At 41.9% G+C, this 19,669-nt stretch carries 15 protein-coding genes, 1 rRNA gene and 2 riboswitches (1 of these 18 only partly in view); all 16 genes read right to left on the reverse strand.

The window, feature by feature from the left end:
- A 16S ribosomal RNA gene (locus LLY41_RS21490) occupies positions 1 to 707 on the reverse strand (it extends 843 nt beyond the left edge of the window).
- Positions 708 to 1,025: 318 nt separating this feature from the next.
- A complete protein-coding gene (gene ptsG, locus LLY41_RS21495) occupies positions 1,026 to 3,086 on the reverse strand; it encodes a glucose-specific PTS transporter subunit IIBC (protein ID WP_304586565.1) in 2,061 nt (686 codons plus the stop codon).
- A gap of 218 nt (positions 3,087 to 3,304) precedes the next feature.
- Entirely contained in the window at positions 3,305 to 4,147 is an 843-nt protein-coding gene (glcT, locus tag LLY41_RS21500; RefSeq protein WP_304586566.1) for a glucose PTS transporter transcription antiterminator GlcT, read from the reverse strand.
- A gap of 123 nt (positions 4,148 to 4,270) precedes the next feature.
- On the reverse strand, positions 4,271 to 5,599 hold the full coding sequence (locus LLY41_RS21505; protein ID WP_304586567.1) for an NCS2 family permease: 1,329 nt from the start codon (positions 5,597 to 5,599) through the stop codon (positions 4,271 to 4,273).
- Between the two features lie 127 nt (positions 5,600 to 5,726).
- Positions 5,727 to 5,828, reverse strand: a riboswitch (purine riboswitch).
- An 85-nt stretch (positions 5,829 to 5,913) separates the two neighbouring features.
- Positions 5,914 to 7,434, reverse strand: a complete 1,521-nt coding sequence (gene guaA, locus LLY41_RS21510) for a glutamine-hydrolyzing GMP synthase (protein ID WP_304588075.1) — start codon at positions 7,432 to 7,434, stop codon at positions 5,914 to 5,916.
- A gap of 217 nt (positions 7,435 to 7,651) precedes the next feature.
- Positions 7,652 to 7,753, reverse strand: a riboswitch (purine riboswitch).
- 70 nt (positions 7,754 to 7,823) lie between these two features.
- On the reverse strand, positions 7,824 to 10,028 hold the full coding sequence (locus LLY41_RS21515) for a transglutaminase TgpA family protein (protein WP_304588076.1): 2,205 nt from the start codon (positions 10,026 to 10,028) through the stop codon (positions 7,824 to 7,826).
- Positions 10,028 to 11,242 (reverse strand): DUF58 domain-containing protein, encoded by a 1,215-nt coding sequence (locus LLY41_RS21520; RefSeq protein WP_304586568.1) that lies wholly within the window; start codon positions 11,240 to 11,242, stop codon positions 10,028 to 10,030. Before LLY41_RS21520 ends, LLY41_RS21515 begins: the two co-directional genes overlap by 1 nt.
- Before the next feature lies 1 nt (position 11,243).
- Complete coding sequence (locus tag LLY41_RS21525; RefSeq protein WP_304586569.1) at positions 11,244 to 12,200, reverse strand: AAA family ATPase; 957 nt, start codon at positions 12,198 to 12,200, stop codon at positions 11,244 to 11,246.
- Positions 12,201 to 12,383: 183 nt separating this feature from the next.
- A complete protein-coding gene (locus LLY41_RS21530; RefSeq protein WP_304586570.1) occupies positions 12,384 to 13,841 on the reverse strand; it encodes an esterase/lipase family protein in 1,458 nt (485 codons plus the stop codon).
- Positions 13,842 to 13,994: 153 nt separating this feature from the next.
- The gene (locus LLY41_RS21535; protein ID WP_304586571.1) at positions 13,995 to 15,689 is read right to left on the reverse strand and encodes a transglutaminase-like domain-containing protein; all 1,695 of its coding nucleotides are present in this window, start codon (positions 15,687 to 15,689) and stop codon (positions 13,995 to 13,997) included.
- 326 nt (positions 15,690 to 16,015) lie between these two features.
- Positions 16,016 to 16,387, reverse strand: a complete 372-nt coding sequence (locus tag LLY41_RS21540; protein ID WP_304586572.1) for a hypothetical protein — start codon at positions 16,385 to 16,387, stop codon at positions 16,016 to 16,018.
- Between the two features lie 105 nt (positions 16,388 to 16,492).
- A complete protein-coding gene (locus LLY41_RS21545) occupies positions 16,493 to 17,050 on the reverse strand; it encodes a DUF5381 family protein (RefSeq protein WP_370460168.1) in 558 nt (185 codons plus the stop codon).
- Positions 17,051 to 17,082: 32 nt separating this feature from the next.
- A complete protein-coding gene (locus tag LLY41_RS21550) occupies positions 17,083 to 17,634 on the reverse strand; it encodes a DUF5381 family protein (protein ID WP_304588078.1) in 552 nt (183 codons plus the stop codon).
- 117 nt (positions 17,635 to 17,751) lie between these two features.
- On the reverse strand, positions 17,752 to 18,246 hold the full coding sequence (locus LLY41_RS21555; protein ID WP_304586573.1) for a DUF5381 family protein: 495 nt from the start codon (positions 18,244 to 18,246) through the stop codon (positions 17,752 to 17,754).
- A 150-nt stretch (positions 18,247 to 18,396) separates the two neighbouring features.
- A complete protein-coding gene (locus tag LLY41_RS21560) occupies positions 18,397 to 18,927 on the reverse strand; it encodes a DUF5381 family protein (RefSeq protein ID WP_304588079.1) in 531 nt (176 codons plus the stop codon).
- 196 nt (positions 18,928 to 19,123) lie between these two features.
- Positions 19,124 to 19,669 carry a DUF5381 family protein gene (locus LLY41_RS21565; protein WP_304586574.1) on the reverse strand — a complete coding sequence of 182 codons (546 nt, stop codon included), beginning with the start codon at positions 19,667 to 19,669 and terminating at the stop codon, positions 19,124 to 19,126.

Raw genomic sequence — 19,669 nt, forward strand, 5'->3', positions numbered from 1 at the left:
ACGCATTTCACCGCTACACGTGGAATTCCACTCTTCTCTTCTGCACTCAAGTTCCCCAGTTTCCAATGACCCTCCCCGGTTGAGCCGGGGGCTTTCACATCAGACTTAAGGAACCGCCTGCGCGCGCTTTACGCCCAATAATTCCGGACAACGCTTGCCACCTACGTATTACCGCGGCTGCTGGCACGTAGTTAGCCGTGGCTTTCTGGTCAGGTACCGTCAAGGTACCGGCAGTTACTCCGGTACTTGTTCTTCCCTGACAACAGAGTTTTACGATCCGAAAACCTTCATCACTCACGCGGCGTTGCTCCGTCAGACTTTCGTCCATTGCGGAAGATTCCCTACTGCTGCCTCCCGTAGGAGTCTGGGCCGTGTCTCAGTCCCAGTGTGGCCGATCACCCTCTCAGGTCGGCTACGCATCGTGGCCTTGGTGAGCCGTTACCTCACCAACTAGCTAATGCGCCGCGGGCCCATCTGTAAGTGATAGCCGAAACCATCTTTCAGCTTTTCCTCATGAGAGGAAAAGAATTATCCGGTATTAGCCCCGGTTTCCCGGAGTTATCCCAGTCTTACAGGCAGATTGCCCACGTGTTACTCACCCGTCCGCCGCTGACTTCAGGGAGCAAGCTCCCATCTGTCCGCTCGACTTGCATGTATTAGGCACGCCGCCAGCGTTCGTCCTGAGCCAGGATCAAACTCTCCATATAAGAGTTGATTAAGCTCGAGTTGTCTTTTCGAAAAAGACTAATGATTTAAACGTTGACGTATTGTTCGTTCAGTTTTCAAAGATCAATCCGCCGCTCAGAAGCGACTTTATTAATATATCATTTCTCAATCACTTCGTCAACAACTTTTTTAAAAACTTTTAAATGCTGTTAACGTCTCAAGCGACTGTTTTTCTATAATAACACCTGTTGCCCAAAGGGTCAACAAGTTATTCAAAAAAAACACAAAAAAATTATTATCCTATCAAATAAAAAGAAACCAGCTGTTTTAACCGCAGCTGGTTTCTTCTATATTATATATTATTGTTTTGAGATGACGATGATATCTTTTTCTTTAAGGTCAACAGCGCCAGGCTTATTAATTTTGATTGTTTCACCCTGCTGAAGGTTTGTGAATACGATCGGTGTAATAATAGAAGTGGCATTTTCCCCGATATAATCCAGATCCACTTTCAATAGCGGCTGTCCCGCTTCTACGCGGTCATTCTCAGCAATTAACGCTTCAAATCCCTGACCCTTCAGGTTAACCGTATCAATTCCCACATGAATCAGGATTTCGCGGCCTGAATCTGAAAGGATGCCAATCGCATGCTTAGTCGGGAACATATTAACGATTTTCCCGTCTACCGGTGAAACTACAGTTCCTTCTGAAGGTACAATCGCAAAACCATCACCCATCATTTTACCTGAGAATACAGCGTCAGGCACTTCTGTAATTGGTTTGATTTCACCTTTTAATGGCGCAATGAATGTATCTTCCTTATGTTCAGTCTGAAGAGCCTCAGGATTTACTTCTTCAATCTGCTGCTCTACTCCGCCTTCCGGAGATTTTTCAACTGCGCGCGGTCTTTTGCCGCTCATGATATCTTTCATTTGGCCTTTAATTGTTTCAGATCTCGGGCCAAAGATAGCCTGAATGTTGTTTCCAACTTCAAGTACTCCAGATGCGCCAAGTTTCTTCAAGCGTTCTTTGTCTACATTTTTAATATCGTTTACTGAAACACGAAGTCGAGTAATGCAAGCATCCAGATGAGCGATGTTTTCTTGTCCGCCCATAGCATCAAGAACTTCATATGGAAGATCTCCGCCTTTGCCTGAAGCAGCTGATTCTTCATCTTCTACTTCTTCACGGCCAGGAGTCATTAGATTAAATTTACGGATGGCAAACCTGAAGCCAAAGTAATAGATCACAGCAAATACCAATCCAACCGGAATCACAATCCAGGCATTTGTCTGAGGGTTGATTAATCCGAATAGGATATAGTCAATCAAACCGCCCGAGAAAGTCATTCCAATTTTTACATCTAAAAGATGCATAGTCATAAATGACAGACCTGCAAACACTGCGTGTACAGCAAACAGGATCGGAGCTACGAACAAGAATGAGAATTCAAGCGGCTCTGTAATACCTGTTAAGAAAGAAGTTAATGCTGCAGACGCCATAAGACCTCCGACTACCACTTTCTTTTCAGGACGTGCTTCATGATAAATCGCTAATGCAGCCGCAGGAAGTCCGAACATCATGAACGGGAATTTACCAGTCATGAATGTACCCGCAGTAAGATTTTGTACATTATCACTGATTTGCGCCATGAAAATCCGCTGGTCACCGCGTACTGTTTCACCCGCATTCGTTACATACTGTCCAAATTCATACCAGAACGGAGAGTAGAAAATATGATGCAGACCAAAAGGAATCAGCGACCGTTCAATTAAACCAAATATAAATGCTGACAAAGTCAGGTTCGCATGAACCATGTTTTGTGAGAAAGCATTTAATCCTTCCTGGATTGGCGGCCAAATAACCAGCATCAGCAAACCAAGGATTACTGATGTTGCAGCCGTAATAATGGGAACAAAACGTTTCCCGGCAAAGAATCCTAAGTATGAAGGAAGTTCGATTTCGTAGAACTTGTTGTATAATGCAGCAGCGATAATCCCCACTATAATACCGCCGAATACACCTGTTTGCAGAGTTGGAATTCCTAAGATATTCGCATAATTAAGTCCATTTACATCCTCTGCCGTTATTCCGGCAGCCGTACCCATTGTCACGTTCATAATCAAATAACCGATAATGGCAGCTAGCGCAGCTACACCTTCACCGCCTGCCAAACCAACAGCTACACCGACTGCAAATAGCACCGGCAGGTTAGCAAATACGATATCCCCTGCTTTTTGCATAACCTGGGCAACGATCTCGACCCCGCTGTTATCCAGGAACGGAGCCAGCTCAAGAAGCGCCGGATTCTGCAGAGCCGCACCAAGAGCAAGCAGGATCCCCGCTGCAGGCAGCAATGCTACAGGAAGCATCAAGGCTTTTCCAACTTTTTGCAGAACGCCAAATACTTTTTTAAACATATGTTAACCTCCTAAAAATTTTTACTCATTAAGCGTTTTCATTTAATAGCGTCAACCATTAAAAAACAAAAAAGGCATGAGGAAAAAAGGATATAATTCAGGTGCACACAAGGGTATCATACCCTATTTACCTAAATTCAATTACCTTTCTTCACTCATGCCTGATCGAATCAGTAACACGTAAAGACTTGCCAATTCTGGACAAGATACTATCGTAATTAATTTATTTTCTTTTGAAGCCTTTGCAGATGCATAGTCAGATAAACAGCTTCTGCGTTATAGACTGGTTTTTTTAATGTTTGCTGCATTACTTTAATGAGCTTCCAAGAGAGATTGTAGCATACCGGGTATTCCTCTTTCAAGAGTGAAGTTATTTTTTCCGGTTCTTCAACGACCTCGCCTTTATTAACCCTTTCAATGGTGAAGCGGATATGGCGGACAAGCCTCATATAATCGATGCTGTCTTTATCAATTTGAATGTCCAGCTGGTCTTCAATCATGTTAACGAGATGGGTCACCAGCTGAGAATGCTGATTCACTTCGGATAAATTTCGATTCATTACCGCACTATGCACGTGCAGGGCAATAAACCCAATCTCTCCTTCCGGCAAATAAATACCCGTGCGATGCCCTATAAGATTTACAACTTCCTGGGCTATTCCGAATTCGAATGGGTAAAGTGTCTTCGTTTCGATAAGAAAGGGATTTCTCATTTCCATCCCTTTCTTCATGCGTGTTATCGCAAACATCAAGTGGTCAGTCAGCGCAACATGGATATGTTCATTAAGCACGGAGTTTGCCCTTTGTTTAATCAATTGGATCGAGGAAATAATTGCTTCAAGCAATTCATTCTCCACATAAGGCATGAGCTTAAGATAATTCTCCTGCTCTTTTTCATTTTTAAGCACAAAGAGCTTTTCAACCAAAGCAGAATCGATTGGCTGGCCCGATTTCCGGTTAAAGCCAATCCCTTTTCCAATCAGGACGACTTCTCCCAATGACTCATGGCTACCAATAAGGACGTTATTATTCAGCACTTTTTTTACCTTATATTCATCCATACTCTTCTCCCCGCCCATTAAACAAATGTACTCTCATGGTATAAAAGCCTGTACGTGAAGTCAACGAATCGATTTAATTAAATATAAAAAGAGACCCGCATCCTGCGGGCCCCACACATCCTGTTACTTCAGGAAAATGAAATACATAATAAATATGACGAACAGCACATACATGATTGGGTGAATTTCTTTTATTCTCCCTTTTACAATCATGGTAATTGGATAGAAAATGAATCCGATTGCGATTCCTGTTGCGATACTGTAAGTTAATGGCATTGCAATAATAGTAAGGAAGGCCGGAACTGCAATTTCAAACTTTGTCCAATCAATGTTGCCTAATGAAGCAACCATCAGTACACCGACAATGATCAGCGCCGGAGCAGTCACCGCAGAAGTTATAACCTCTAATAGCGGGAAGAAGAATAATGATAACAGGAAGAATCCCGCTGTTACAATCGATGCAAATCCTGTTCTCGCACCTGCCGCAACCCCTGAGGAAGACTCAATAAAGGAAGTTGTTGTGGATGTTCCGAATATCGCACCAACGACTGTTGCTGTTGAGTCTGCCAGAAGCGCTTTACCTGCACGAGGCAATTTATTTTCCTTCATTAAGCCCGCCTGGTTGGCAACACCTACTAACGTTCCCGCTGTATCAAAGAAGTCGACGAACAGGAATGTCAGGACAACGACCAGCATGCTGGTTGAGAAGAATGAAGGGTCGCTGTAGGCCCCGAATGCCGCTCCGAACGTTGGAGCCACACTTGGCACAGAATCAACAACCTTTCCTGGAACATCAATTAAGCCGGCAATCATCCCAGCAACAGTAGTGATTACCATACCAATAAAAATTCCGCCATTTATCCCTTTTGTCATCAGGATTACTGTTATGACGATGCCGAAAATGGCCAGGAGCACATTCCCGTCAGTAAAATCCCCTAATCCAACAAGGACCGCATCATTATTGACAATCAGCCCTGCACTTTGAGCGCCGACAAATGTAATAAACAAACCGATTCCGGCACTGACAGCATACTTCAATTCTGCAGGAATCGAGTTAATGATTTTTTCACGCAAACCTGAAAGTGATAAAAAGATAAAGATAATTCCTGAGATCAAAACTCCGCCTAATGCATGCTGCCAAGGAATTCCCATCGTTAAAACAACAGTATAAGCAAAAAATGCATTTAATCCCATACCCGGAGCAAGTGCAATCGGATATCTGGCCAGCACACCCATTAATAGGGATCCAATTGCCGCAGCCACTGCTGTTGCCACAAATACTGCCCCATAGTCCATTCTCATGGCATTCGGCAAATCCGGTATATCCATTAACGATAAAGTAATCGGATTAACGACTAAAATATAAGCCATTGCTAAAAATGTTGTGAGTCCGCCGATGAATTCACGGCGATAGTTAGTACCAAGTTCTTCAAACTGGAAGTACTTCTTCATTTCTTTTCCCCTATTGGCTATCTTTATTTTCACAATAAAAAAACTCCGGCATTTGAGTACCGGAGCATTGACAACTGGGTTCGTGCTTGCCATAGGGAAAAACAAAGAAGAATAAAGGCAAAAACATCCCTATTTGCACTTACCTCGTAGTCAAGCTATTTACGGCAGCTCGGTAGAAACTTTTGGGCCATATCCCCAAGATTATACGACGTAAAACGACATATTTAATTCTTCTTTATCATAACACCTCAAAAAGTCCCAGTCAATAGAAAAAGCGAACATTTTCATGTCCGCTTTTTATTAATGTTCGTATTTTATTCCCACTCGATTGTTGCAGGCGGCTTGCTTGTAATATCGTAAACCACTCTGTTGACATGCGATACTTCATTAACGATTCTAGTTGAAATAATCTCCAGTACATCCCATGGAATACGTGCCCAGTCAGAAGTCATACCATCAATGGAAGTAACCGCACGGATTCCAATCGTATAATCATAAGTCCGGGCATCTCCCATTACACCGACACTGCGGATATCGGGCAAGACAGTGAAATATTGCCAAATATCACGATCCAGACCTGCCTTTTTAATTTCCTCGCGCAAGATGGCATCAGATTCGCGTACAATTTCCAGCTTGTCCTCTGAAATCTCTCCCAGCACGCGGATCCCTAATCCCGGACCAGGGAAGGGCTGTCTCCACACGATTTCATCGGGAATGCCAAGCTCTGTTCCAAGTGCGCGCACTTCATCTTTAAACAGCGTGTTAAGCGGCTCAATCAGCTTAAATTGCATATCTTCGGGAAGCCCGCCTACATTGTGATGAGATTTAATCGTCTGGGCAGTAGCTGTTCCACTTTCAATAATATCGGTATAAAGTGTTCCTTGTGCAAGGAACTCAATGCCTTCAAGCTTAGTAGCTTCATCATCGAATACATAAATAAATTCGTTGCCGATGATTTTACGTTTTTGTTCAGGATCGCTCACACCTTTAAGCTTATTCATAAAGCGTTCCTGGGCATCCACTTTAATGACATTCATATTAAAGCCATCTGCAAATGTCTTCATGACGCCTTCTGCTTCATCTTTTCTCAACAGGCCGTGATCGACGAAAATACAAGTCAGCTGGTCGCCGATTGCTTTATGGATAAGGACGGCAACAACAGATGAATCAACACCGCCGCTCAATGCGCAAAGAACCTTTTTATCTCCAACTTCCTGGCGGATCTTTTCCATTTCAATTTCAATGAAGTTTTCCATTGACCAATCGCCAGTACAGCCGCAAACACCGAACACAAAGTTTTTCAGCATATCATTTCCATGAACAGAGTGGCGCACCTCAGGGTGGAATTGAACAGCGTATAAACCGCGTTCTTCATTGCTCATCGCCGCAATTGGGCATGATGGATTGGTACCATCTACTGTAAAACCGGCCGGAGCCTCTACGACAAGATCGCCATGGCTCATCCAGACAGTCTGTTCCCGAGGAAGATCTGCAAACAATTTGGATTCATTTTCAATCTTCATGATTGCCTTTCCGTATTCACGGTGCTTGGCAGGTTCTACTTTACCATCAAAATGCATGGTCATCAGCTGCATGCCATAGCAGATTCCGAAAATCGGCAATCCCAGTTCAAATATTTCTTCATCACAGCGGAAGGCATTTTCGCCATATACACTGTTAGGCCCTCCGGAAAAAATAATTCCTTTCGGATTCATTTCCTTGATTTCTGCAGCTGTAATCGTATGCGGATGCAGCTCACTGTAAACACCAAATTCACGAATTCTGCGTGTGATTAACTGATTGTACTGGCTTCCAAAGTCCAGTACTACGATCATTTCCTGATTTTGAAGTTCTGTTTTCCCCGTCACACTGTTCACCTCATTAAATTTGTTATATTGCCTTTAGTCTTCTCTCCTGCAGATAAAATATCTAGTAAAAATATAATTTCTCAAGCATTTCATATATATCAACGGATAGCTGGACAATAAAAAAAACCGAAACTCTTTCTCCACAAAAAAAGTGAAGGCAGAATTCCGGTTCTCACGTATAGCAAAAAACTTCTTCTGCCTTCATAGTCAGATCATTTACGGCGATCCGGTAGAGACTTTCGAACCATATTATCGAGGATATATGAAGGTGCATGATTTAATTGTGTAAAACGGCAAAATCCGAACAATATGCCGCTGTCTTATTTGCCTATTGTAACAACAGCCGCAAATCCCGGTCAAGCTATTGTCCTTTTAATTAAATTTTCCCACAATTCCTTCGTATCATTCCAGCTTCCTTCTTTCAGGACCCCCCTGTAGACAAGCTCTTCGTAGTGTGCTGTCAGCCTGCTCATTTCCCTTGTTGAGAAAAAGCTGTCAACATACTTGGCATAATCCCTTAAGGTTTGTCCGCTTTTCCGTTTTAACCCGTATCGGTCCAATTCCTTTAAAAGAATCAGGTAAGCCTTGGCGAAGTGCTCATCATTCCTTGTTCTTTTAAATCTCCAGATGAAATAATGAGGAAGCCATTTACCCCGTTTTTGGAAAATCACGATAACAAGCAAAGCAGCTGCCAATACGGCTGCTCCGATGACTTTCCAATGTTCTTTAAAGAAAGACTCTATATTGCCCAAAAGCTTTTCTAAAGTAAACGGCGACTCTTCAGATGATGTTACGTCCGGCTTGTCCGGCTTGACAGGAGTCTCAGTCTCTTTTGGCTTTTCTGTCTCCGGCTGGTTCGTATTTTCACCTGCAGTGTCAAAGTTGAACTGAACGTTATTATTAAAGCCCTGGGTTGGTTCAAATGGAACCCAGCCCATTTCAGGAAAATAAATTTCCACCCAAGAATGGGCATTGTTATTTGTTACCTCAAACAAGCGAAGACCAGACCCGAGTGATTGCTTGAATTCTCCCTCTGTATAGCCCTTTACCCATCTTGCCGGCAATCCAATCGACCTCGCCATAACCACCATAGAGGAAGAGAAATTGTCGCAATACCCCTGCTTGGCATCAAATAAAAATTGGTCCACATAATCCTCATTTTCATCCGGAACAGCTACGTCTGTCTGGCTGTAGGTATATTCCGCCCTTCGGAAATACCTCTCAAGCTCCCTGGCTTTTTCAAACCAATCCGGCTGATCCTGAGTGATTTCCTGCGCCAGCTCCCTGACTCGTTCAGGTAATTCTTCAGGCAGCTGTGTATATCGGGACAAAAATTCCTCAGGAAGTGATTCCGCTTTTGCTCCCGATGCCTTCATGGCAGTCACACTGTATTCAGGCACCGCAAAATCCAATTTGTAATCTTCCAATGCAAACGACCGTCCGCTATCCAATGTCCGGATCTTTTCTGTGGCCGTTTCCAGCTCATAGGTAATGAAAGGCGAGGCTTCGATATTTTTTAACCCTAATGGATACACCACATGAGGGTAATTCATAAAAGTATAAACCGAGCTTACTTCATCTTTGGTTTCAATTGCATCGTTATCGATGAACGATGTAACCGGGATTTCTTCTCCCATTCCAAACGGAAGATATTCCCCTTCAGGCTGGGAGGTTACCCATCCCTTGCCTGTATACGTATCCTTCGTTTCCACCTTCCAGTAATGGCGGGACTCCACTTCCGCCCTGAAAACCACAGCGTTATCTCCTATAAAAGGGCCGCCAAGGCGGGAATCGTCTTCACCATAGCCGATTTTCTGAATACCCGGGCCATCACTGCCGCTGTTCTGCCCATAGGATTTTATAAACGGAACAGGATCGGGCCAAATCGGTTCTGCCTTTGGGGCAGCAAATCCCAAACCTGTGCTTAGCGCGATCAGAGCCGTCAGCGGAATCATCCATTTGCGCGACAGGGAGGCTTCTTTCTTCAGCCCTTCCTGCTCCAGAAGACGGTTAAACGTTAAGATCCCCATAACCGCAAATCCTGCAATAACTGTCCTGACAATCGCTGCGTCTGCCGTGTATGGCGTAAAGGTGTCCAGGACCGTTATATAAATGAGTGTCATGAAAAAGAAAATGAAAATCTGCCTGCGATTAATCAGCCAGTACTGAATCAAATAGGTCATCAGCCACAGCAGTATGAAAAAAAGCAGGCTTCTGAAAAGATTGGTTATTGCGGGCCAGTCTCTCCCAGCCAGCAAGCCAAAGTTATGCCACATATCCGATGCAAACGCGGCTATCCATGAAAAATGAAAAAAGGAGCCTTCAAAATACAAATAATGCAGCTCATATAAAATATAAAGCACCTTAATAGCACTGCTCATTACTGGACTTACGCCAAAGAAAGCCATAAGGAGTGACAATACAAGGAACACAAGAAAAACGAAAATATTCGATGTATCTGTCAGCTCTTCAACCGGGCGCAGCCATTCCCATAATAAGAAAAAGCCAAGAACATATAGAAGAAAGGTGGCAAAATCTTTTTGAACCCGCTGATAGCCCATCACTTGCACACCCCCGAAAACACATCTGCAAAATGTCCGTTATGAACCAAAACGACCCGGATTCCCCTGGCATTCGCAGAGGCTTTAAGCGCCAGTTCATCACCGGAAGGAGATTCATGCTCATTTTTGATTAAAAATATCGTCAAGGCCCCACTTTTGGACGTAAAAAATCCGGCTTTCTCGATAAGTGCTTTTGTTAATTGTGCTGTAACAATCATCAGCTGACTGTTCTGCTGCAGAAGAAAATGCTCTGCTTCAAGAACCCGGTCCACGGTTGCTGCCGAATAATCTTTTATTTTTGCCAAATGGTGAAACAGCTGAAGCTGGTGTGCTTCTCCGCCTCTGATTGGAAAAGCTGTCCGGGCAGCTGCAGAGGTCAAAAATCCTACCTGTGCTCCTTTACGGAGAATCGACCTCACAATGGAAGCAGTAAAGGAAACGATAGCTTCAAATCGGCTATCTGGTGCACAGTCCATCAGAATGTAGACATCGTGAGATTGCCTTTGTTCAAATTCTTTGGTCATAATCTCATTTCGCTTAGCGCTGGCTTTCCAGTTAATCCAGGAAAATCTGTCTCCCGGCTGATACTCCCTGATGCCGATTGCCATGGAAGTATCTCTTTGCACCCGCTCTTTTGAAGCAGTCATTCCCTGGTCATAATGATGGGCCATAGGCTTATAAATCAGCTCTTCATACGCCGGGTAGACAATCATCCTGCTCTCAGCGGGGGCTTGTCTTTCTTTTTCTAGTAAACCGAGCAGATCACCCGTTTTAAAACGGACTGAAGCAAAAAAATGCTCTCCCCTCGGCAGACTGTTAATCTTGTATTGAATGGACATTTCCTTTTGGAACCCCGGAAACAGAAGCCGCTTTGCTTCATTTGACTTCCTGGCATGCAGGAGCTGTTCGCTCATTTCATCCTCAATGACGAGGTACAATAAAGGAAATACTGATTCTCTGCTTACCTTTAAAGTAATCACTGCCTGCTCACCCGCATTGTATTCTGTTTTCGGCAGGATCCGCTCCACTTTAACGCCGTTTAATGAATAAAACGACAGACCAAGGGCGTATAAAGCAAACGGCACAAAGCTGTAAAACAAAAACCAGCTGACAAAGCCGCCCTGGAACATGGCATACGAAAAGGTGAACAAAATAAGCAGAAATAGCACAATCAGCTTCCAGACACCTTTCAGTGTATTTAACAGCTGTTTCATTTTACTTCACTAGCCTTTGTACAGGGACAGGCACCCTGGCAATGACCCGACCCACCACTTCTTCAGCGGTAATGCCTTCAAATTTCGCCTCTGACCTTAAGATAATTCTGTGGACAAAAACAGCAGGCGCCAAATACTGAATGTCATCCGGAAGAACATAATCGCGTCCATACATGAACGCATAAGCCTGGGCTGCTTTCATTAATGCAATCGAACCGCGCGGACTGGCCCCTAAATACACACTGCTGTGGTTACGGGTTCCACCCGCAATTTCCACAATATAGCGTTTAATCGTTTGATCCACATGCACTTCTTTAATTTCTGTCTGCAGGGAGCGTAATTCAGCCAGATCCATTACCGTTTCCAGATCTTCTATCGGCGGAATGCGCTGTGCCCGGTTCAAGACCTCCATTTCATCCGCAATATCCGGATAGCCCATTTTCATTTTTAAAAGGAATCTGTCCAGCTGTGCTTCCGGAAGGGGATAGGTTCCCTCATACTCGATGGGATTTTGCGTTGCCATAACGAAGAAAGGTCTTTCAAGACGATGCGTCACTCCGTCGATGGTCACACTGCTTTCTTCCATCCCTTCAAGAAGAGCGGATTGCGTCTTGGGAGAGGTCCGGTTGATTTCGTCTGCTAAAATAATATTGCCCATAATGGGACCAGGCTTGAACTGAAACTCCATTTCCTTCGGATTATAGATGGATACACCTGTCACATCCGAAGGCAGCAAATCAGGCGTGAACTGGATGCGTTTAAATGCAGCTCCGACTGATTTAGCCAGCGCACGAACCATCATCGTTTTCCCGACACCCGGAACATCTTCAAGCAATACATGGCCTTCCGCTAAAAGTGCCACTAGACTTAACTCTGCGACATCCCGTTTACCGATCATGACTTTTTCAATATTTCCCAATACCCTCTCAATTGCAGGGTGCATCTGATTTCGTTCCATGTGAAATCTCTCCCCTTTTTCTATATCTATAATTCCACTAATTTACAATTTACCAAATTTAATTCTAACCTATTATATATTCGCTGTCGCGCTGGAAACTCCTGTGTTTTTCTCGGGATGGTTCTATCTTCTAAATGGTTTCAGAACATAAATAAAGGCTGCTTCTCAGCAGCCGGAGACCAGTTAGTTATGTCGTTTTCCATTCTGATCTATATAAAAAGATTCGATAAGTGTTCTTTCATATGGCTTTCCATTTTCGGTAAGTCCTTTTATTTCCGTTGTCACATTGTAGACGCCTTCCTGTGGAAAATCACTGTCGGTCATGAGGCCGGGCTTTTCCCCTTTCGCTTTTTGCTGCAGCTTTTTCCCTGAAGAATCAAACCCGAAGCGGATCCATTTTGTTTTAAGGGCTTTATGACTTTTCGCAGACTTGCCCTGAAGATTATCATTTAACGGGCTGTTTAGTGTAACGGTGTATAGATACGATGCATTTGCCGGAGCCTTTAAATGCCAGCTTCCTGCTTCAGGATACTCGATTTCAAACTGGTGAATCCACGCGCCTTTGAAAAAATCGGATTCTTCTTTATGCGTTTTTCCCGTTTTATATTCTTTTCCGTCCGGACTGATTAATTTTAATGCAGACAAATTCTTTTCGCTTAAAAAAGAAACGGTTATGGAGTTTACATTATCCTCCACAGTAAACTGCTCACTTATTGCACTGACAGCTTTCCCGCCTTTTACAATCGAATGGGCGCGAGGCTTGCCGGCAGCGGCTTCTGAGCTTGGAGCTGAGAGAACTGCAGCAGGCTGAGTAATAGTGGTATAGGGCCTGAACACCGGAAATGTATAGGATCCTTCCCGAATGGTTGTATGATTCCAGCCGCCTTCCTGAACAATGGAAGCTCCAGGCAGCCGGGAATTAACTGCTGTCACAACACCATCGTTTTTTCCGTACGCGCTCAGGTATAAGCCTCCCCAGTAGGAAGCACTGCCAAATGAACCCCATTTGGTGCCGCCAAGTGTATAATAACGATTCTTTCCAGCATTCTGATGGGAATCTGTAAGGCTTCGAAAGTATTGCATATTGCCTGTCTGCAGGGATTCAGTTGCTTCATTATTGTTTCCGAGAAGAGCAGCAAGCCACCAGGCTGCGCTGCTGTGCGCAAGATCTGCAAGCTGGGTGCCATGATGAGGAGAGGATAGAGAGATGACGTTTGATACATAGGGGTGGGCATTGTAATGCACAAGGGCTGTCTGAATATCCACACCGCCTTTGCTATAGCCGATGACCACCAGCTTTTTTCCGCCAAAATGATGGTACATTTCCTGAAGCTTTTCAGCCAGAATGGCACCATTCGTCCACATATCCCGGTCATGATGTAGATCAATGAAGGCTGTTTCATATCCATTTGCCAAAGCCACTTCATACATATCATTTCCTTCATGCCAGACAGCTGACGAATTATTATAGCCGTGCACAAATACAAGAGGTGATTTGGAAGGGTCAATGCTTGAAGGTGATTCTCCGGCATACCAGTAACCCGGAGTCCCGCTGTCATCACCGCCAAAGCCGCCAGCCTTCACCATACCAGGGAAAATCAGCATCATACAAAAGATCACTCCTGCCAAATGTATTTTCAAGCCTTTCCCTCCTTAACGGAGATCCGGACGGAAGCCCAGTCAATTTGATTTTATAATTTTCAGAATATATATTGAAGGGTATTTCGGATTAAATTTCCATTGAATTGGCAAATAAAAAAAGCCACAGGAACAAGCCCCATGACTTTTTGCAGTTTAGTATGATACACCTGTACGGTTATGAGTTTTTTCAAACTCTGCTTGATTCGGATCAAAGTATTTTTCATTGAAAGCTGCCACGAATTTATCATCCTTAATGTATCCCGCTCCCCATGTCGGATCCATCGTAAGCCAGTTTCCATCCACCTTCACTTCAACCCAAGCATGCTTCTGCGGCCAGAATCCGCCGAAAGCAGTTCCTTCAATAAAGCGGGCTTCCATGTTGCTGGCCCGAAGCAGAGCAATGGCCAGATACGAATAATCCTGGCAGACTCCCGTTTTGGAATCAAGTGTCTTGAGCGCACTATCATCCCAGCTGAAGTCATCTGTTTCGAGCTTATTCACATCATATGAAACGCTCTTCGCGACATAATCATAGATGGCTTTCGCCTTTTCCCTATCCCCACTTTTGCCTTCTGTCAGCTCTTGCGCCAGTTCAGTAATTTGCGGAGCATCGGACTGAACGCCTCTTGATGGAAGCAGGTCCCGCTTATCCTCGCCTGTTGACTCCACCTCAAATTTGGCAAACCCATAAAAGCGGAAATAATCACTGTTCTCTTCCTTGATTTCTGGCACACTTAGTGTGACTTCATATGTGCCGGGACCAAACCTTAAATAAAAAGAATCATCAAACGTGAAATCTTTTACAGGGATAACATCCAGTGCTTCGTCTTCACCTTTTTTAGTGGTAATGTAAATATGATCTGTTTCAGGACCGAATTCTGCCTGCGGTTCAATTTTTCCTTTTACAGAAAAGACACCGTCGGACTTCTCACCGCCATACTGCGGGTATTCAAGCGCCACTCCCCGCTCCTCATATGTTTTAGAAAATTCAATTGGGCTCATCGTCCTATCAGACTCGTTGTCTATTAAAATGGTTGTGGCTGTCTGATAGTAATTTTCCCTCTCTTTGTCAGGAACGAGCACCTCAAGCTTGTGCAGGCCTTTTCCGTAGAATAACGGCACATCATAGGTGAATTTTCCATCCTTAAGCTTAATGACATGCTTCCACATTTCTGAATCCTTATTCAGCTGTAGCATGATTGTATCGCCGTCTGTCAGACTTCCTGCTTCCCCTTTTAAATTGAATACTTCATTGCCTTTCAGATAGCTTGATTCAATGTCCAAAGTCAGCTCTGCTTCCTGGCCAAACGGAGTAAGCGTTACATCGCGCTCTGTATCCTGATTCACATTGTGTACAGTGAACGAGGCAAGATCATAATAATAATTCTCACTATCCGTGCTTGGAAGCTGAACAGTTACCTTATACTCGCCTTCCCCATTAAATAAACGGATGTTCTGCTTGAACTTCCCTTCTTTGATGGGTGCGTAGTATTCCAGATCGTTCCCTGCCGGTCCATCCTCTGTGGAACGGACCTTAATCCAGGCATAGTCTGATTTGAGATCCGTGTACTTCTCAACCTCTCCCTGCACAGCCACCTTGCCATTTGCAGCAAACTCCTTATACTCCGGATTCTTCAGAGCTGCCCCGACTTCCTCACTGTAAGAAGTCAGCTCAAGGGGTTCGAGCTCAAGTTCCTTGTTTTTCTCTTTAACCAATTTTTCATATTTGTCTTCTTCCTTTTTCTCCGCTTTGGCTTCTGAATTGCTTTCAGAGCTGCTGCAGGCTGAGAGGAAGAGGAAGCTGGTTAGTAATACAATTAATATGGTGATGGGGCTTTTTTTTTGCATGGGGTCCTCCTTTTGTTTCATTAATTCTAAATTTACATACGTAACGTTATCCCTTAAAGTTTCAGAGACTCAGCTCTCTTGACCTTTACACTATCAATTATGGATAATAATAAAATGAGCGCTCCCCACATTAGTGCCAAAACCAGGAGAACTGATCCTCCTTCTTCACTCCAGCTTGAATTGTTTATATAGAGAAATAAGATAGCTAAAAACAACACCAAATTACTTTTCCAAAAAAATAAAAACCCTCTGTTAAATACGAATTTCTTTTGCTTTCCTTTTGCAGTCAAAATCTCTCCGCCTCTCCCGGTTATTAACGACTTGTATTAGTTAAAAACAGCCATCAGACCGAAGCCTGTAAAGATAAGAAAGAGAAAGAAAAATATAGATGCCAATTTATTAAGTATAATAGGAAGCCTATTTAACATATGCTGAATATGGTAATTTATACCTGATGTAACAATAGCAATATATCTAAAACAATAGTCAAGAAAAGTCCTAGGCTGTTCATACACATTAACTTCATAGAGGATAATAACTAGTTTCTGAACAAAAATAGAGAAAAAGGCAAAAATAGCATTTGCCGTAATCATTAGAGCAATATAAGAACTTGGAATCGGAATATCTATCCCAGTCAGCATTAAAGAAATTAATGTCCATATTAGAAATACTGCAGTAAAGGCGATTAAATTTTTCATATTATTCTCCTTCCGATAGGGAGAGACGGCTGATCTCAAAACAAAAGCTCTTTATAGGGGTGACCTTTAAAGAGCTCATAACAAAAATAGCAGGATCTTATTATTCTAATCAATCTTTGGTTCCTTTCTTTCATACCTTGCTTCTTTACTTAAACGTTCTAGATTTATCTTACGGTCCCAAACTTGCTTTGCGTGTTCATGCATATAAGGATAAATATATTGATCGACCATCATTTCATAAACTAACTCATCAAGAAGGTTATAGGTTCGGATTCTTATCTTTTTATCATCAAATGTTTGAATAACAATGTCATTGATTAAATTTAAAGGATTTCTCACAAAACTTATATCCTGTATGTTTTTAATTGGAACAGTCCCCTTGTTCGATATCACTCTGCCACCCTCACCTGGGATAATTTTGAATAAAATTTTCCCAGGTATAAAACCAGGCAAACTCCAAAGGGTAAGATATAAATAAAAGGGTGTAAACAAAATTCCTCCACCAAGATAGAATAAGGAGTATTTAGAGTTAAATTTCAATCCGTTTATAATTAAGAAAACACATCCTATTAAAAAGCCTACCGTGGCTAGAAACATTAATACATAGTAGAACTTCGAACCTTTAATTACTAGTAAACCATTTTTCTCTTGAATCATTGACATCGATTGTCCTCCTAGGTGAATCCCATAGTCACCTATTCTATCTTATGTTCTTGCCTTATATAATTATCCTCTTCCCTTAACTTATCAAGATCAATTTTCCTATCCCACACCTGTCTGGCATTATCAGTCAAATATGGGAAGATGAATTGATCAACAATAACCTGAAAATCGCCGTCATCCAGAAGGTTATAAGTGCGTATCTTTACTTTTTTATCTTCAAAGGTTTCAATGACAATATCGTTTATAAGATTTAGTGGATTCCTTACTAAATCAATATTACGGATATTTTTGATTGAAACTTTACTCTTGTTAGTAATAACAGTGCCATGTTCCCCAGGAACAATTTTCAGCAAGATCTTTCCTGGAATAAAACCAGGCAGACTCCAGAGAGTAATATACAAATAAAAAGGAGAAAGTATTATTCCTCCACCAAGATAGAGGAAAGAATATTTAGAATTGAATTTCAGTCCATGTATAATTAAGAAGATACATGCAAGTAAAAATCCTACTGTAGCCAAAAACATCCATACATACATGAACTTAGAACCTTTTATAATTACCGTGTCACCTTTATTCTGAATCATTGACAAACTATACTCACCCCTTGGACCCGGCAGAGAAAGAGAGATTCACACATAGACGTTATTCAGCCTTTGGTTCTTGCCTCTCATAATTAGCCTGCTGCCGAAGATTCTCCAGGTTTATTTTTCGATCCCAAACTTTTTTGCACTTTCAGTCATATGAGGATATATATATTGGTCAACTATTATCTGATAGCGAAAATCACCAATCAGGTTATACGTGCGAATTTTAAACTTTTTATCATTGAAGGTTTCAATAACAATATCATTAATTAAATTTAATGGATTCCTTACAAGATCGATGTTTCGAATATCCTTAATTGGAACTGTGCCTTTTTTTGATTTAATCACACCTTTTTCTCCGGGGATAATGGACAGCAAGGTTTTACACTGGATTAGGCCTGGTAAATTCCAAAGGGTGATATAGGGATAAAAAGGAGTGAAAATTATTCCACCGCCAAGATAGAATAAAGAATATTTAGAGTCAAACTTCAATCCGTGAACAATTAGAAAGATACAGGCTATTAAAAAACCTGCAGTAGCAAGAGACACCAAAATATACATGATGTTTGATCCTTGTACCCATATGGTATGTTGTTTTTTTGAGTTTGACAATAAGCGCTATCCCTCCTTTTATCTCAAATCAAATGAATTTCTAGTCAGGGTTAATTTGCAACTAATCACTGTTGGACTAGCTTAAGTCTCAATTATTCTTCTTTTATCTATCCATGCCGTATTCTTCAATACAAAATTAATTACCCTTCATTAGTCTATCTTTAACTCTTGGCGCAATATTTCCAGATTTACTTTTCGATCCCAAACTTTCCTTGTATTTTCAGTCATATAAGGATAAAGATACTTATCTACAATCATTTCATAATCCATTTCAGCAAGGAGGTTATAAGTACGAATCCTGAACTTTTTATCATTAAAAGTTTCAATGATAATATCATTTATTAAGTTTAAAGGATTTCTGACTAAGTTAATATTTTGTATATTTTTGATTGAAATCTCCTTTCTTTTCAAAATTAACTTTCCATCTTCTCCTGGAATTATTGAAAACAGGACTTTCCCAGGAATAAGGCCAGGCAAACTCCAGAGAGTGAGATATAGGTAGAAGGGAGTTAAGACAATTCCTCCCCCAAGATATATAAAGGAGTATTTTGAGTTGAATTTTAGACCATGTGTTATTAAGAAAATACATGCAATTAAAAACCCTACAGTTGCCAAAAGCATCCAAACATACATAAACTTTGAACCTTTAATAACTATTCTTTCATCTTTTTCTTCAATCATTGACAAGAGAAACTCCCCCATTATTCTTATAAAAGGACTTTGTTAGACAAAGAACAAACTGAATGCTAATCGAAGATCCGCCATAGCGATAATATTGCCTCATTATAAGTGATGGTAACTAATGTATCTTGCTGTATTCTTCAGACTTCTCATGAAATATAACCCCGGCAAGCCAGCCCAGAATTGTGTTCTATACCTAATTCTCCTGTCTCACATAATTATCTTCCTCTTTTAACTTATCTAAATTGATTTTCCGATCCCATATCTTCCTGGCATTATCATTCATAAACGGAAAAATGTATTTATCGACAATCACTTGAAAATCTCCATCATCGATTAGGTTATAGGTGCGAATTCTTACTTTGTTATCATCGAATGTTTCGATGACAATATCGTTAATAAGGTTTAAGGGATTTCTCTTCAAATCAATATTTCGGATATTTTTTACTTTTACAGCGGCTCCTCTTGGGGAATGAATACTACCGTTCTCTCCAGGAACAATTTTTAGCAATATCTTTCCCGGAATAAAACCCGGCAGACTCCAGAGAGTAATGTAAAAATAAAAAGGAGTAAATATTATTCCTCCACCAAGATAAAACAAAGAGTACTTAGAGTTAAATTTAAGTCCGTGTATTATGAGGAAAATGCATGCAATTAAAAACCCTGCTGTAGCCAGGAACATTAATACATAATAAAACTTCGAACCCTTTATAATTACTGTATCCTCTTTTTCCTGAACCAT

It is taken from the genome of Cytobacillus firmus (assembly GCF_023612095.1).
Taxonomy (GTDB): Bacteria; Bacillota; Bacilli; order Bacillales; family Cytobacillaceae; genus Cytobacillus.